Source organism: Xanthomonas sp. WHRI 10204, from assembly GCF_040202875.1.
Classification (GTDB): Bacteria; Pseudomonadota; Gammaproteobacteria; order Xanthomonadales; family Xanthomonadaceae; genus Xanthomonas.
Map to the genome: position 1 here is coordinate 1 of NZ_JBEGDW010000004.1, position 14,757 is coordinate 14,757.

At 65.2% G+C, this 14,757-nt stretch carries 14 protein-coding genes, 1 other RNA gene and 1 pseudogene; 12 read left to right on the forward strand and 4 right to left on the reverse strand.

All coding sequences use genetic code 11. The features are described from left to right. Positions 1–393: 393 nt before the first annotated feature. The gene (tyrS, locus tag ABQZ00_RS20155) at positions 394–1,605 is read right to left on the reverse strand and encodes a tyrosine--tRNA ligase (protein WP_323538876.1); all 1,212 of its coding nucleotides are present in this window, start codon (positions 1,603–1,605) and stop codon (positions 394–396) included. 170 nt (positions 1,606–1,775) lie between these two features. Between tyrS and ABQZ00_RS20160 the strand changes: the two genes are divergently transcribed. From ABQZ00_RS20160 to ABQZ00_RS20170, 3 genes are all read left to right on the forward strand, one after another. Continuing rightward, positions 1,776–3,194 (forward strand): M23 family metallopeptidase, encoded by a 1,419-nt coding sequence (locus tag ABQZ00_RS20160; RefSeq protein ID WP_115554782.1) that lies wholly within the window; start codon positions 1,776–1,778, stop codon positions 3,192–3,194. A gap of 252 nt (positions 3,195–3,446) precedes the next feature. Continuing rightward, a non-coding RNA gene (locus tag ABQZ00_RS20165) (sX9 sRNA) lies at positions 3,447–3,531 on the forward strand. A 147-nt stretch (positions 3,532–3,678) separates the two neighbouring features. Further along, a complete protein-coding gene (locus ABQZ00_RS20170; RefSeq protein WP_323538877.1) occupies positions 3,679–4,812 on the forward strand; it encodes an anhydro-N-acetylmuramic acid kinase in 1,134 nt (377 codons plus the stop codon). Between the two features lie 418 nt (positions 4,813–5,230). Here the strand turns inward: ABQZ00_RS20170 and ABQZ00_RS20175 are convergent, their stop codons facing one another. From ABQZ00_RS20175 to ABQZ00_RS20185, 3 genes are all read right to left on the reverse strand, one after another. Continuing rightward, positions 5,231–5,458, reverse strand: coding sequence for a hypothetical protein (locus tag ABQZ00_RS20175; protein ID WP_055847421.1), 228 nt, complete (start codon positions 5,456–5,458; stop codon positions 5,231–5,233). Positions 5,459–5,516: 58 nt separating this feature from the next. Next, positions 5,517–6,812: an AmpG family muropeptide MFS transporter gene (locus tag ABQZ00_RS20180; RefSeq protein ID WP_323538878.1), complete on the reverse strand. Its 1,296-nt coding sequence runs from the start codon at positions 6,810–6,812 to the stop codon at positions 5,517–5,519. Between the two features lie 256 nt (positions 6,813–7,068). Next, positions 7,069–7,869 (reverse strand): exodeoxyribonuclease III, encoded by an 801-nt coding sequence (locus ABQZ00_RS20185; RefSeq protein WP_055847415.1) that lies wholly within the window; start codon positions 7,867–7,869, stop codon positions 7,069–7,071. A gap of 122 nt (positions 7,870–7,991) precedes the next feature. On the opposite strand from ABQZ00_RS20185, the gene pyrE reads away from it, so the two are divergent. The 9 genes and pseudogenes from pyrE (at position 7,992) to ABQZ00_RS20230 (ending at position 14,648) form a co-directional block, all read left to right on the forward strand. Continuing rightward, positions 7,992–8,651: an orotate phosphoribosyltransferase gene (pyrE, locus tag ABQZ00_RS20190; protein WP_055847413.1), complete on the forward strand. Its 660-nt coding sequence runs from the start codon at positions 7,992–7,994 to the stop codon at positions 8,649–8,651. Between the two features lie 22 nt (positions 8,652–8,673). Continuing rightward, on the forward strand, positions 8,674–9,339 hold the full coding sequence (locus ABQZ00_RS20195; RefSeq protein WP_082473440.1) for a hypothetical protein: 666 nt from the start codon (positions 8,674–8,676) through the stop codon (positions 9,337–9,339). Positions 9,340–9,454: 115 nt separating this feature from the next. After that, complete coding sequence (locus tag ABQZ00_RS20200) at positions 9,455–10,252, forward strand: ParA family protein (protein ID WP_055847409.1); 798 nt, start codon at positions 9,455–9,457, stop codon at positions 10,250–10,252. Further along, a complete protein-coding gene (locus tag ABQZ00_RS20205) occupies positions 10,252–11,181 on the forward strand; it encodes a ParB/RepB/Spo0J family partition protein (protein WP_323538879.1) in 930 nt (309 codons plus the stop codon). Before ABQZ00_RS20200 ends, ABQZ00_RS20205 begins: the two co-directional genes overlap by 1 nt. Positions 11,182–11,206: 25 nt before the next feature. Then, positions 11,207–11,494 (forward strand): annotated as a pseudogene (locus tag ABQZ00_RS20210) (helix-hairpin-helix domain-containing protein); the annotation flags it as partial. Positions 11,495–11,583: 89 nt separating this feature from the next. After that, positions 11,584–12,312: a suppressor of fused domain protein gene (locus ABQZ00_RS20215; protein WP_323538880.1), complete on the forward strand. Its 729-nt coding sequence runs from the start codon at positions 11,584–11,586 to the stop codon at positions 12,310–12,312. A gap of 44 nt (positions 12,313–12,356) precedes the next feature. Then, positions 12,357–13,322: an SDR family NAD(P)-dependent oxidoreductase gene (locus ABQZ00_RS20220; protein WP_323538881.1), complete on the forward strand. Its 966-nt coding sequence runs from the start codon at positions 12,357–12,359 to the stop codon at positions 13,320–13,322. A gap of 262 nt (positions 13,323–13,584) precedes the next feature. Further along, the gene (locus ABQZ00_RS20225; RefSeq protein WP_115563215.1) at positions 13,585–14,307 is read left to right on the forward strand and encodes a glycosyltransferase family 2 protein; all 723 of its coding nucleotides are present in this window, start codon (positions 13,585–13,587) and stop codon (positions 14,305–14,307) included. Next, positions 14,307–14,648 carry a lipid-A-disaccharide synthase N-terminal domain-containing protein gene (locus ABQZ00_RS20230; protein WP_055847392.1) on the forward strand — a complete coding sequence of 114 codons (342 nt, stop codon included), beginning with the start codon at positions 14,307–14,309 and terminating at the stop codon, positions 14,646–14,648. The genes ABQZ00_RS20225 and ABQZ00_RS20230 overlap by 1 nt, the downstream gene beginning before the upstream one ends. The last annotated feature ends 109 nt before the right edge of the window (positions 14,649–14,757 follow it).

Here is a 14,757-nt window from a genome sequence, read left to right on the forward strand (position 1 = left end):
GCAGGCTTTTCATCTCCGTCAACCCCTCGTGAAGAGGAAGTTGTCGCCGCTGCACTTCAACCCGCCGTAGCGTCTTTTCGTGTAGCGAGCCGCCCATCATAGCCGGCTTTTCCGTTTCGTCAACACCCTAATTTCAGGGGATTTTCGAACCCTTTCGCTCTGGTTCCGCGTTTGCGGAGTCCGTTGCGTCGGGGGAGGCGAACTATATGCCTACGAAACAATTTTGGGAAGCCTTTTGTGAAAAAAATTTCACGGGATTGCCAAATGCTTGCGCTGGCACTCGTTTGGTCTCGCAGGACACGTTGAAGGGCAACTCATGGGTCGCGACTCACTTATATAGAGTGGTGCGACAGCGACCCAATGTTGCGGCTGTGCAGCAACGCTGCCGCCGGCTCACGCAGCGACCAGCAACACCCTGGCGAAATTGCGCTTGCCCACCTGGATGACGGCTTCGAATCCTGGGCCGAAGACGCGGCCGGCATCCTCGATCACCTCGCCGTCGATCTTGACCGCGCGCTCCTTGAGCTTGCGATTGGCCTCTGAGTTGCTCGGCGTAAGCCCGGCAGCCGTCAGCAGGCTGGCGATCCGCAGTCCTTCCGCCGGGACCACGACATCCTGCAGCGGCAGCAGACTGGTGTCGCCCTGCCCCGTCACTACGGCGTGCCAGCCCGCGATGGCCTGCTCGGCTATCGCTGCATCGTGGAAACGCGTCGTCAGTTCGCGGGCCAGACGCAATTTGACATCGCGCGGGTGCAATTCACCGGAAGCGACCTGCTCTTTCAGGCGTGCCGCCTCGGCCACGCCGATGTCGAAGGACAACAGATCGATCCAGCGCCAGGTCAGCTCGTCGCCGATCTTCATGGTCTTGGTGACGATATCGATCGCCGGCTCATTGATACCGATGTAGTTGCCCAACGACTTGGACATCTTGGCGACGCCGTCCAGCCCTTCGAGCAACGGCATGGTCAGCACGACCTGCGGCGCCTGGCCGTAATGCTCCTGCAGACCACGGCCCATCAACAGGTTGAACTTCTGATCGGTGCCGCCCAGTTCGACGTCGGCCTTCAACGCCACCGAGTCGTAGCCTTGCACCAATGGATAGAGGAACTCATGGATGGCGATCGGCTGCTGGCCGGCGAAGCGCTTGGCGAAATCGTCGCGTTCGAGCATGCGCGCCACGGTGTGCTGGGCGGACAGCTTGATCATGTCGGCGGCGCTCATCTGGCCGAACCACTCCGAGTTAAAGCGTACTTCGGTGCGCTCGCGGTCCAGGATCTTGAAGACCTGCTCTTCATAGGTGCGGGCATTGGCCAGCACATCGTCGCGACTGAGCGGCTTACGGGTGACGTTCTTGCCGCTCGGGTCGCCGATCATGCCGGTGAAGTCGCCGATCAAAAAAATGACCTGATGCCCCAGCTCCTGAAATTGCCGCATCTTGTTGAGCAACACGGTGTGGCCCAGGTGCAGATCCGGCGCTGTGGGGTCGAAGCCGGCCTTCACCCGCAGAGGGACGCCCGACGTCAGGCGGGCTTCAAGCTGATCGAGCTTGAGAATCTCGTCGGCGCCACGGCCGATGAGTGCGAGGGATTCTTCGATAGTGGCCAACCACAGACTCCAGCGGCGTTTGCCGTCAACAACGTGAATGATGTTAAACGCGAGTTAATTTCGCGCCAAGTGAAAATAATGAACAGGCTCAATGGTTTGACGCGCTGTTACAGGCTGTCTATGGTACCGGCGATTGGGCTCGCACTTCGAGCCAGCGAGGAAATCCAACGATGCAGAACTCAGAGCAGGGCCGTGCACGCAAGCGGCGCTTTCAAGAACGCCTCCACGTCCTCCACGACACTGCACTGCATCGCAAGCTCAAGCAGCACCTCCCGGCCGCATTCAACGACCGTTGGACCCGCCGTCACTGGATCCACGCCAGCCTGTTCGCGACCATCGGCGCGATGGTCGCGACGATCGTGCCGGGTTTCTCCAATGCCATCGACACCCCGCTCTCCAGCCATTCCACGCTGGCATTGCCATTGCCTCCGCTGGTGCCTAGCCGCAAGCAGCTGGCGCCGAGCACCGAGTGGGAAATCCTGCAGGTCAAGTCGGGACAGACGCTGAGCACGTTGTTCGGTGAGTTGGGAATCCCGACCGCGGTGATGTATCAGGTGCTGGCGCATCCGGGTACCAAGGAGGCGCTGACCAAGCTGCGCCCGGGGACCGAGATTGCGTTCGATCTGCCGACGCCGGGTGAGTTACGAGCATTGCGCTTTGATCGCGACGACAGCCATCGGGTGGAATTGCGCCTGTTGGGCGACAGCGTGCGCGAAAAGGTGACCGAACGCGCGACGACCACGCGCACCGTGGTGGCCAGCGGTGAGATCAGCAGTTCGCTGTCCGCCTCGGCCGGCAAGTCCGGGCTGTCGCCAGCTGCGGTGGCGATCATGACCGACGAGATCTTCAAGTACGACATCGACTTCGACAAGGATCTGCAGCCGGGCGACCGTTTCAGCGTGGTGATGGATGAAACCTGGCGCGAGGGCGAGCGGATCAACACCGGCGACATCCTGGCGGCGACCTTCACCACCGGCGGCAAGACCTACACCGGATTCCGCTTCGAGCGCGCCGGCAAGCCGGCCGAGTATTACGACATCACCGGCCGGCCGTTGAAGAAGAGCTTTATCCGCATGCCGGTGGCGTATAGCCGCATCAGCTCCACCTTCGGTGCGCGCAAGCATCCGGTGCTGGGCACGATGCGCATGCATAAAGGTGTGGATTACGCGGCCGCGTCGGGCACGCCGATCATGGCGGCCGGCGATGCGCGGGTGGTGTTCGTCGGCACCCAGCGCGGCTACGGCAATGTCGTGATCCTGGATCACGGCAAGAACTACAGCACGCTGTACGGGCACATGTCGCGCTTCGGCAAGGTCAAGGCCGGCCAGCGCATCAATCAGGGCACGGTGATTGGCTATGTCGGCATGACCGGCCTGGCCACCGGCCCGCATCTGCATTACGAATTCCGCGTCGCCGGGCAGCAGCGCAACCCGATGTCGGTGACGATGCCGCCGCCGGAGCCGCTGCAGGGCGCCGAACTGGCCGCCTTCCGTGCACAGACCGCACCGGCCATGGCGCGCATCGAAGGCATGGAAAAGATGATCTATGCCGATGCCAACAAACCCGCCAAGAGCAAGTCGCGCGGCTGAGGAACGCGGCGGGCATTAATCGGTGCGGATCGCACTGGTCCGCGCACCGCCGTGCCGAGCGACTGCAGTTGCGCGAGTTCGCTTGAGATCTGCGGGGCGCTCTTGGCAGTGTCCATGGTCGGCACGCGTGTCCGCGCCGACCAGCACGTCAGCAAACTGTTGCAATCAGCAGAAGCGGTGAAGACGTTAGCGGCGCATTGACAGCAGCTGACAAAGCTACGTTGCAGCCAACAGACGGGCGCGGACGGTGCTAGGTGCAGCAGCTCACCCTCGTACACTCCGGTTTTTCCGCGTCGTCCATCCCCACCTGACGATTGCTCGCGACGCTTTGTTCGCCGCTCTTAGATGGACGCGTGAATTCCCGGCGACTGGTGGCCTTCGCTTGTAAGGGTCACCGCCCTTCCGGGCCAGCCCATCGCCAGGCCAGTTGACTGACCTCCCTGAGCTGCACAAGCTGGGTGACCGCTGCGCAATTGGCTCTGGCATGACTGTTCTGGAACACGAAAACTCCCCGCTGTATCTGGGCCTGATGTCGGGCACCAGCGCCGATGGCATCGATGCTGCGCTGGTGCGGTTTGCCGATGACCGCCACTGCCGTTGCGAACTGGTGGCAGGCATGACAGTGCCGTGGGCACCGCAGCTGCGCGAGACGTTGGTGGCGCTGGGCCAGGGCGCCGAGACCATCGCCATCGATGCGCTGGGCCAGCTGGATGCGCAGGTAGGCCTGGCCTTCGCGGACGCGGCCAATCAATTGATCGACACCTGTGGCATCGCGCGACAGCACATCCGCGCAATCGGCTCGCATGGGCAGACCATTCGCCATCGGCCGACCGGCGACCCGGCCTTTACCTGGCAGATCGGCGATGCGAGCCGGATTGCCGAGCACACCGGGATCACCACGGCGGCAGACTTCCGCCGCCGCGATGTGGCCGCCGGGGGCCAGGGCGCGCCGCTGATGCCGGCGTTTCATCTGGCGATGCTGGGGGCTGGCGATGAAGACCGCGCCGTGCTCAATCTGGGCGGGATCGGCAACCTGACCTTGATTCCGCGCGACGGCACGGTGCTGGGCTTCGACACCGGCCCGGCCAATGCGTTGCTGGATAGCTGGTGCCTGCACCATCGCGGCACGGCGTTCGACGCCGAGGGTGCGTTTGCTGCCAGTGGCAGTGTGGATGCGTCGTTGCTGCAGGCGTTGCTGGCCGACCCGTGGTTTGCGCTGGCGCCGCCCAAGAGCACTGGGCGCGAACATTTCCATCTGGCCTGGGTACAGCAGGCGATGGGCAGCGCGACGCTGCAGGCCGCCGATGTGCAGGCGACCTTGCTCGAGCTCACTGCCTCTACCGTGGCCGATGCCTTGCTGCGCCTGCAGCCGCAGACCCGCCGCGTGCTGGTGTGCGGCGGCGGCGTGCGCAATCCGGTGCTGATGGCACGGCTGGCGGCGCGGCTGCCGGGTGTGGTGGTGGAATCCAGCGCGCGACACGGGCTGGACCCGGATTATCTCGAGGCGATGGGATTTGCATGGCTGGCGGCCGAGTTGCTGGCCGGGCGCCCGGCAAATCTGCCTTCGGTCACCGGGGCTGCGGGGCCGCGACTGCTGGGGGCGATCTATCCGGCGTGAATCGCCACACGACCAACGCTGACGCCCTAAGCCAGGGGCCCGCGCTGACGCCACGCGCCAGGTTGCCAAGGCCAGCGCAGCGCGGTGGTTCTGAAAAACACGCAAGCTTGCCGGCCACTATCGAGCCGTAGCGCTTAGCGAGTGATGCATGTTCAGTAATCCATAGCCGCTGCATACATAACGACTGGCTTGGCCTGCGCAACTGGATGCATCGATTGAGCTGAAGCTCTACGACGAACACCTTGCAAGGCGCGCAGGTAGAGAGTGACCGCGGAGAGCGGCTAACAAGACAACTGCGCGAACCCCCAGGCGGGCGCGTGCAGTGCTAGCAAGCCTGGCTTACCACTCGCAACTGCGATTCTGAGCAGGCGTTCGGCACCCACCCGACGACTGTTCGCGCCGGTTCTGTCAGCCGTTCTTAAGGCGTGTTGCCGGCCGGCAGTGCCTTGAGCGCAGCGATGGCTTCGGCCAGGGCATCGACTTCCGGGTGCTGCAGGCCACCGGTGACTTCGAACTCGCTGGCGAACAGGCCTTGTTCGAGCAGATGCATGACGGTCTGGTGCTGGGTCCAGCCGCGTGCGACGGAAATGCGGCGGATGCGGTCTACCAGCACCGGATCGATATCACGCAACACCAGATCGGTCATGCCCTTCCTCGTGCGATGGATTGCCCCGCCGGCATCATCGGCAACCTTGGCGGACGTTTCAATCCTGCCGCCGGTCGTGTGCCAGCAAGCGCGGCCATAGCCAGGCCAGCAGCGCCAGGGTGGGAATCACGGTGAGCGCGCTGAGGATGAAGAAGGTGCTGTATGAGGTGGCCTGGACCAGGAATCCGGACACGCCGCCGGCGAACTTGCCCGGCAGATTGGCCAGCGACACCAGCAGTGCGTACTGGGTGGCAGTGAAGTTGCGATCGGTCAGCGACGACATGAAGGCCACCAGCACGGTGGCAGCAAAGCCCTGGAACAGGTTGTCGGCACTGAGCGCGGCGTAGAACGCCCACAGCTTGCCCGGGTTGTGCGCCATCAGCAGGAAGGCCAGATTGGACAGCGCCACTCCCAGCGCGGCCACCAGCAACATGCGGCGAAAGCCGAACGCCGCCACTGCGGCACCACCGGCGAAGGCACCGGCAATGCCGATCCAGACACCGAACAGCTTGGAGACGGTGGCAATGTCGGCCTTGGTATAGCCGGAGTCCAGATAGAACGGGCCGGCCATCACGCCGATCACCTGGTCAGGGAACTTGTACAGGCCGACGAATAGCAGCAGCACAATCCCCAGCGCCAGGCCATTGCTGGAAAAGAAGCTGGCGATGGGCTGCCAGAACGCACCCGCAACGTCGACGCGGCGTACCACCGTGGCTTCGGGGCGGTCCGGCTCACGGCATACCAGGGTGGTGATGATCGGCAGCACCATCAACGCCGACATGCCCAGGTAGGCCCAGGTCCAGTCGAGGTATTCGGCCATGTACAGCGCACCCGCGCCGCCCAGGATCAAGCCGACGCGATACCCCAGCGTGTAGGTCGCGGCCAACGCAGCCTGTGCGGTCTCCGGGGCGATCTCGATGCGATAGGCATCCACAACCGAATCCTGGGTGGCGCCCCAGAACGAGGCGAACAGCACCCAGCTCACCAGCCCGGTGACGCTCAGGTCCGGCCGCGAAAACGCCAGTGCGACCAGGCCGATGGTCACGCCGATCTGCGCGACCAGCAGCCAGGACCGGCGACGGCCCAGGAAGGCGGTCAGCGGAAACGCGTAGCGGTCGATCAGCGGCGCCCACAGGAATTTGAGCAGATAGAAGAAGCTGGCCAGGCTGATCAGGCCGATGCTGCCCAGGTCCAGGCCGACATCGCGCAGCCGGGTCGACAGCGTCTGCGAGGCGATCAGCAGGAATGGCAGCCCGCTGCCGAAACCCAGCAGCGCCATGGTCGCCGCCGATGGGGTGGCGAATGCCTGCCGGATGCCGCGCAGCCCTTTGTATTTTGGCGCGGGCTTGGTCATGCGTGCAGCCGGTGGAAGCGGTTGGCGAGCGATACGGCCGGTGGATTGTCAGCGGCCGGCGCGCAGGCCGAGCTCCCGGAGGCGAGCAGGCCGGTCCAGAGGGGATGCGCAATACCTGCACAGACCGGACCCCAGCAGCGACGTGCTATCCACATGCTGGTCCTCATCGCAGCCATGTCTCTGTTGGTTGCAGGCACTGAACCAATCGTCCGTCCATCCTTACCGGTCGCAGCGCCGGCCGGCTGCACGCGCTCACTCACTGCGCGTAATCCACGATATACGGCGCGTGATCGGAAAAGCGCTGCTCACGATAGATCGCGCAGGCCTGCAGTGCGTCGCGCAGGCCGGGGGTGACCAGCTGGTAGTCGATGCGCCAACCGACATTGTTGGCGCGCGCCGCGCCGCGATTGCTCCACCAGGTGTAGTCCTCGCCCTGCGGATGCAGGACGCGGTAGCTGTCGACCCAGCCACGGCCGTCGGCGGCGCTGGCTTCGCTTGCCGCGTCGGCGCACAGGCCATTGAGCCAATCGCGCTCGGGCGGCAGGCAGCCGGAATTTTTCTGGTTGGACTTCCAGTTCTTGATGTCCAGCGCCGAGCGCACGATGTTCCAGTCGCCGCACAGCACGTACTGGCGACCACTGGCCAGCCACTCGTCCAGGATCGGCCGCAGCCATTCCATCACCTGGAACTTGTAGCCCTGGCGCAGCTCGCCGGAAGACCCGGACGGGATATAGAAGGACACGACACTCAGATTGCCGAAGCGCGCTTCGATATAGCGGCCTTCTTCGTCGAACTCCGGCCAGCCCAGCGCGGTGCGCACTTCGTCGGGCGCGCGCTTAGCGTAGATCGCCACGCCGCTGTAGCCCTTCTTGGTGCTGGCATCGCGAAACCAGGCCTTGTAGCCAGCGGGCAGGAATTCCGGCCCGGTCAGCTGATGCTCCTGCGCCTTGGTTTCCTGGATGCACAGCACGTCCGCGTCCTGGGTGGCGAACCACTCGAAGAAACCTTTGCTGGCGGCCGAGCGCAGGCCGTTGGCGTTGAAACTGATGATGCGCATTGGGGGCCGGGAATGGGGAGTCGGGAATAGGGAATGGTAAACGCATCGCGCACCGGCAGCCTTCCTTGTGCGGCTGGGGTAGGCTTTACGATTCTCCATTCCCTATTCCCCATTCCCGTCCAATGACCGACCACCGCACCCGTTTCCTGCAGCTGGCCCTGGGCGCCGATGCCCTGCGCTTTGGCGAGTTCACGCTCAAGTCCGGGCGGCTCAGCCCGTACTTCTTCAACGCCGGGCGCTTCGATTCCGGGGTCAAGACCGCGCAGCTGGCGCAGTGCTATGCCGATGCGATCGATGCGGCCGGGGTGGAGTTCGACCTGCTGTTCGGCCCCGCCTACAAGGGCATCCCGCTGGCCACCGCGCTGGCCTGTGCCTATGCCGGGCGCGGGCGCGATCTGCCGCTGGCGTTCAACCGCAAGGAAGCCAAGGATCATGGCGAGGGCGGCACCCTGATCGGCGCGCCGCTGGCCGGGCGCAAGGTGCTGATTGTCGATGACGTGATCACCGCCGGCACCGCGATCCGCGAGGCGCTGGGCATCATTCGCGCCGCTGGCGGTACGCCGTCCGGCATCGTGGTGGCGCTGGACCGGCAGGAGATCGCCTCCGAGCAGGACCGCCGTTCGGCGGCGCAAGCGGTGGCGGCCGAGGCCGGCATCCCGGTGATCGCGGTGGCCAACCTGGCCGATCTGCTTGCTTTTGCGGCAGGAAACGCCGACCTTGTCGGCTACCGGGAACCGCTGCTGGCCTATCGTGGCCGCTACGGAACCGACACCACAGGCTGACGGCAGGCGACAGGGGGCTGCGATGATGCCGAAACACAGACGTTTGGCGTTACTCGCTGCCGTGACCGTGGCTGTCATGGCCGTGCCGGTTGCTGCGCAGGACAAGCCGGCCGCCAAGAAGTTGTACTGCTGGAACCAGAACGGCGCGCGGGTGTGCAGCGATACGCTGCCACCGGAGGCGGTGAATCAGGCGCGCGACGAGTTCAATGTCAAAAGCGGCATGCGCAGCGCTGAGGTACAGCGGGCGATGAGCAGCGACGAGCGCGCTGCCGCTGCGGCCAATGAGCAACAACGCCAGGCTGACCTGGCCGCCGAGCAGATGCGCCAGCGCACCGACCAGGCCATGCTGATGTCGTATCAGAGCGAGGACGACCTGCGCCGGGTGTTCAACGAGCGCATCGCCATCGTGGACAACAACATCCACACCGCACGCTTCAATGTCACCAGCCTGCGCGAGGGCCTGGTCAGCATGTTGCGTGCCGCCGGCGACCGCGAGCTGGCCGGCCAGGCAGTGGCCGACAAGCTGGCCGGCGACATCCAGCAACGCCATCGCGAACTGATGGCGCAGTTGCGGCTGCAGACCAGCTTCGAGCAGCAGCGCACCGCGCTGGACGGCGAAATTGCCGACATCCTTCAGCGCTACCGCGCCATGAAGGAACCGCCCGGCGCCACCGCGCCCACCGGCTGAACCGCACAGGCGGCATTCCCGCTCGCCCGCTGCGCCGCTGCGGGCGGCATTTCCCGATCCGACGCCCTGCCCGCATAATGGCCGGTCTTACTCCTTGCCCACGAGGCTCTCCCGCATGGCCCGGATCATCGCCATTGCCAACCAGAAAGGCGGCGTCGGCAAGACCACGACGGCAGTCAATCTGGCGGCCGGCCTGGCGCGCGCGCCCAAGCGTGTGTTGCTGGTGGATCTGGACTCGCAGGGCAACGCCACCATGGGCAGCGGCATCGACAAGCGCGATGTGGCCGCCTCCACCTGCGATCTGCTACTGGGCGAGAACACCGCTGCCGAGATCCGGGTGACCGCGCCGGAAGGCTTCGACCTGCTGCCGGGCAACATCGATCTGACCGCCGCCGAGATCCAGCTGATGGATCAGGGCGAGCGCGAGCAGCGGCTCAAGCGCGCACTGGCACCGATCCGCGACGAGTATGACTTCATCCTGATCGACTGCCCGCCGGCGCTGTCGCTGCTGACGCTCAATGCGCTGACCGCGGCCGACTCGATCATCGTGCCGATGCAGTGCGAGTACTACGCACTGGAAGGGTTGACCGCGCTGCTGGAAACCATCGAAGCGCTGCGTGCCAACCTCAACCCGGCGCTGGAAATCGAAGGCGTGCTGCGCACGATGTTCGATATCCGCAACAACCTGGCCAATGCGGTGTCGGCCGAGCTGACCGAGCATTTTGGCGACAAGGTGTTCCGCACCATCGTGCCGCGCAACGTGCGCCTGGCCGAGGCGCCCAGCCATGGTCAAAGCATCCTCGGTTACGACCGCACCTCGCGCGGTGGCGTGGCGTACCTGGGGCTGGCCGGCGAAATCGTGCGCCGCCAGAACGACCGCAACAAGGCCGTCCGGCCCGTGGAGACCGTCTGATGAGCAAGCCGCCCCTGGCAAAGAAGCGCGGTCTGGGCCGTGGCCTGGAAGCGCTGTTGGGACCGAAGGGCGCAGCAGCGGCAGCGGCACCTGGCGCAACCAGCAAAGACGCGCTGCAGCCGGGCGACACCCTGCGCCAGTTGCCGGTGGGACAACTGCAGCCGGGCAAGTACCAGCCGCGCCGTGAGATGGACGAGGTCAAGCTGGCCGAGCTGGCGGAGTCGATCAAGGCGCAGGGCGTGATCCAGCCGATCGTGGCGCGCGCGTTGGGGCCGGCGCAGTTCGAGATCGTGGCCGGCGAACGCCGCTGGCGCGCCTCGCAGCTGGCCGGGCTGAGCGAAGTGCCGGTGGTGGTGCGCGAGCTGGACGACCGCACCGTCATCGCGATGGCGCTGATCGAGAACATCCAGCGCGAAGACCTCAACCCGCTGGAAGAAGCGCAGGCGCTGCAGCGGTTGATCGACGAATTTTCGCTGACCCATGCCGAGGCCGCCGAAGCGGTGGGCCGCTCGCGTGCGTCGGTGTCCAACCTGCTGCGGCTGCTGGAATTGCCGGTGGCGATCCGGGTGCTGCTGGAAACCCGCCGTCTGGAAATGGGCCATGCGCGTGCGCTGCTCACCCTGGCGCCGGAACTGGCCAGCAAGCTGGCGCAGGAAGCGGCCGACCAGGGTTGGTCGGTGCGCGAGGTCGAACACCGCGCGCAGCAGTTCGCCGCCGGCAAGGTGCCGGGCTCGCTGCGCAAGGGCAAGCCAGTCACCGCTGCGCCGCAGGCCGATATCGCGTCGCTGCAGACCGAGCTGTCCGAATCGCTGGGCACCAAGGTGGTGTTCAATCACGGCCGCGGCGGCAAGGGCAAGCTGGTGATCCATTACACCGACCTGGATACCCTGGAAGGCGTGCTGGAACGCTTGCGCACCCGCAAGGGGTGATGCAGCCAGCGCAGGAGAATTAGCGATGCATCCCGCCAAAGTGGACCGCGCGCATCTGCTGCGCCTGACCGACTTGCCCAACGTCGGGCCGGCCTGCGAAAAGGATCTGCAGCGGATCGGCATCCGCATGCCGGCGCAGCTGCACGGCCGCGATGCCTACGACATGTACGCCCAGCTCTGCCTGCGCACCGGCGTCACCCATGACCCGTGCGTGATCGATGTGTTCCTGTCGCTGGTGCGCTTCATGCAGGGCGAGCCGGCACGCAATTGGTGGGACTTCAGCGCCGAGCGCAAGGCAACGTTGGCAGCCGAGCGCGCAGAGGCGCCAGCCACTGCACCGCTGCCGGCGCGCCGTGTCGCCAATACCGGAACCGGCAGCAGCAGCGACGGCAAACACCGCCCATGAGCCACGCCGACGCGACGATCAACCCGTCCGGCAGCCCGATCCTGCATCACGCGCAGGCCAAGGACTTCGAGCCGGCACGCGGCGAAGAAAGCATCGAGCAGATCAGCGCGCATATCGAGCAGCACCTCGGGCCGATTGCGAACGTATTTCATGAAATCCTCTCCGACACCGTGCATCTGGACGTGCACATCGTGCCGCCCAATGCGCACTCATCGTCCCTGCGCCTGGTGACCTCGGGCATGAGCGATCTGCCGATGACGCTGCCCGACGGAGTGGAGGCGCCGCGCTACATGGAGCTGATGCTGAGCCTGCCGGCCGACTGGCCGATGGACCAGCGCGACTTCGACGACGAGCGCCATTACTGGCCGATCCGCCTGCTCAAGAACCTGGCGCGGCTGCCGCACAAGTTCGACACCTGGTTGGGGTTTGGCCATACCGTTCCCAATGGCAACCCGGCCGAGCCGTATGCGCCGGGCGTCTCCTTTGACGGCGCGATCGTGCTGCCGCCGCTGAGCGCGCCGCCAGAGTTCGCCCATCTGCGCATCGATGCCGACAAAACCATCGCCTTCATGACGGCGGTGCCGTTGTATCCGGAAGAAATGGCCTTGAAGCTGAGCCGGGGCAGCGATGCACTGCTGGACCGCTTCGATGCCAGCAAGATTCAGGACAACATCGACCTGCGCCGCCGCAATGTAGCGAAGAAGCGCTTTTTCGGGCTGTTCTGAGCGCTGCTTCCTCGCCTCCCTTTGATGTTTTCAGGACCACTGCCATGACCATCCTCGTCACCGGCGCCGCCGGTTTCATCGGCGCCTACACCTGCCGCGCACTGGCTGCGCGTGGCGAGAACGTGGTGGGCCTGGACAACTACAACAGCTACTACGACCCGCAGCTCAAGCGCGACCGGGTGGCGGCGTTGTGCCCGCAGATCGACATCCGCACGCTGGACCTGACCGACCGCGAGGGCCTGGCGGCGCTGTTCGACGAGATCCAGCCCACCCGCGTGGTGCATCTGGCCGCGCAAGCCGGGGTGAGGTACTCGCTGGAAAACCCGGCTGCCTATGTCGACAGCAACCTGGTCGGCTTCGTCAACATGCTCGAGCTATGCCGGCACCGCGGTGTGCAGCACCTGGTGTATGCGTCCAGCAGCTCGGTCTACGGCGATTCGGCCACCCCGCCGTTTTCCGAAGACCAGCGCGTGGACCAGCCGCGTTCGTTGTACGCGGCCACCAAGGCGGCCAACGAATTGATGGGCTACACCTATGCGCAGCTGTACGGCTTGCGCGCCACCGGGCTGCGCTTTTTCACCGTGTATGGCCCGTGGGGCCGGCCGGACATGGCGCCGCTGATCTTCAGCCGCGCGGTGCTGGCCGGACGCCCGATCGAGGTGTTCAACCACGGCAAGATGCAGCGCGACTTCACCTTCGTGGCCGATATCGTGGCCGGCGTGCTGGGCGCGCTGGACACCCCCAGCGGCGAGGCGATCCCGCACCGGGTGTTCAACCTGGGCAACCACACCCCGGTGGAACTGGAGTATTTCATCGACGTGATCGCCCAGGCCGCGGGCCGCCCGGCCGAAAAGGTCTACAAGCCGATGCAACCAGGCGACATGATCCGCACCATGGCCGACACGCAGCGCGCGCAGGCCGCGTTCGGCTTCGATCCGGCCACCCCGGTGGAGCGCGGCTTGCCGCAGGTGGTGGAGTGGTGCCGCAGCTACTTCGGCGAGCGTGCCTGAGCCCATCGCAGCCGCGTGGCACTCAGGCAGCACGCGTCCTGCGTGTGTTCGTACACTACGATGTGGTGAGTCCTGGGGGCCCGCCGACTGGCGCAGGCTTGCGCCGTTCGATAGCCGCGTTGATCGCTTGCGCCGAACGCTACAGGCCGTTTTGCGCGCGCTCCACTGCACATAACGCGCCTTAGCTTCATGCCTGGCTCAGACGGTCAGGGCACAATGCGCGATCTTTTTTGCTCAGCCATCATCGGGCCACCACGAATCCATGAGCCAACCTCAGCTTTCCGTCGTCGTCCCGGTGTTCAATGAGCGCGATAACGTCGCAGCCCTGATCGGCGAAATCGTCGTCGCCTTGCGCGGCCTGGTGGCCTTCGAGATCGTCTACGTCGACGACCATTCGCGCGACGACACCCTGGCGGTGCTGCAAGGCCTGAAGACCACCACACCGGAACTGCGGGTGCTGCACCACGTCACCCAGAGCGGGCAGAGCACCGCAGTGCGCAGCGGGGTCAAGGCCGCGCGCGCCAGCTGGATCGCCACGCTCGATGGCGACGGCCAGAACGACCCGGCCGACATCCCCAAGCTGTTGATCGCGCGTAGCCAGGCCGAGCCGCAGGTCAAATTGTTCGCCGGCTGGCGGGTCAACCGGCAGGATTCCGGGTCCAAGCGCTGGGCCAGCAAGTGGGCGAATGCGATCCGCTCGCGCATGCTGCAGGACAACACGCCCGACACCGGCTGCGGCATCAAATTGTTCGAGCGCGAGGCGTTTCTGGACCTGCCCTACTTCGACCACATGCACCGCTACCTGCCGGCACTGATGCAGCGCGCCGGTTGGCGCACGGTGAGCGTGCCGGTCAACCACCGCCATCGCACCGCCGGCGTGTCCAAGTACAACAATCTCAATCGCGCGCTGGTCGGCATCCGCGATCTGCGCGGCGTGGCGTGGCTGATCACCCGCAGCAAGCGCACCGTGGCGGAGGAGCGTTGATGGAACCGACCTTTCTCGACCAGCAGCTGACCTGGCTGTACTGGACCGGCATCCACGTCACCGGCTGGAAGTTGATCGGCTATGTGGGCGCGCTGATGTTCGGCGGGCGCTGGCTGGTGCAGTTCGTCGCCTCCAAGCGTGCCGGCAAGCCGGTGATTCCGCGGATGTTCTGGTACATGAGCGTGGTCGGCAGCCTGATGACGCTGAGCTACTTCGTGTTCTCGGCCAAGCAGGATTCGGTGGGCGTGCTACAGAACATGTTCCCGGCGTTTACCGCGTTCTACAGCCTGTATCTGGATGTGAAGCATCGCGGCTGGAAGCGGGATCGGGCGGAGCATTGAGGGCTGGGATTTGGGATTTGGGATTTGGGATTTGGGATTTGGCTAGCGGCTAGCGTGTTGAGTGGATGTTGTTGTCGTTGCAAGTGATGCTGTTGGTTCTGTGCGACCG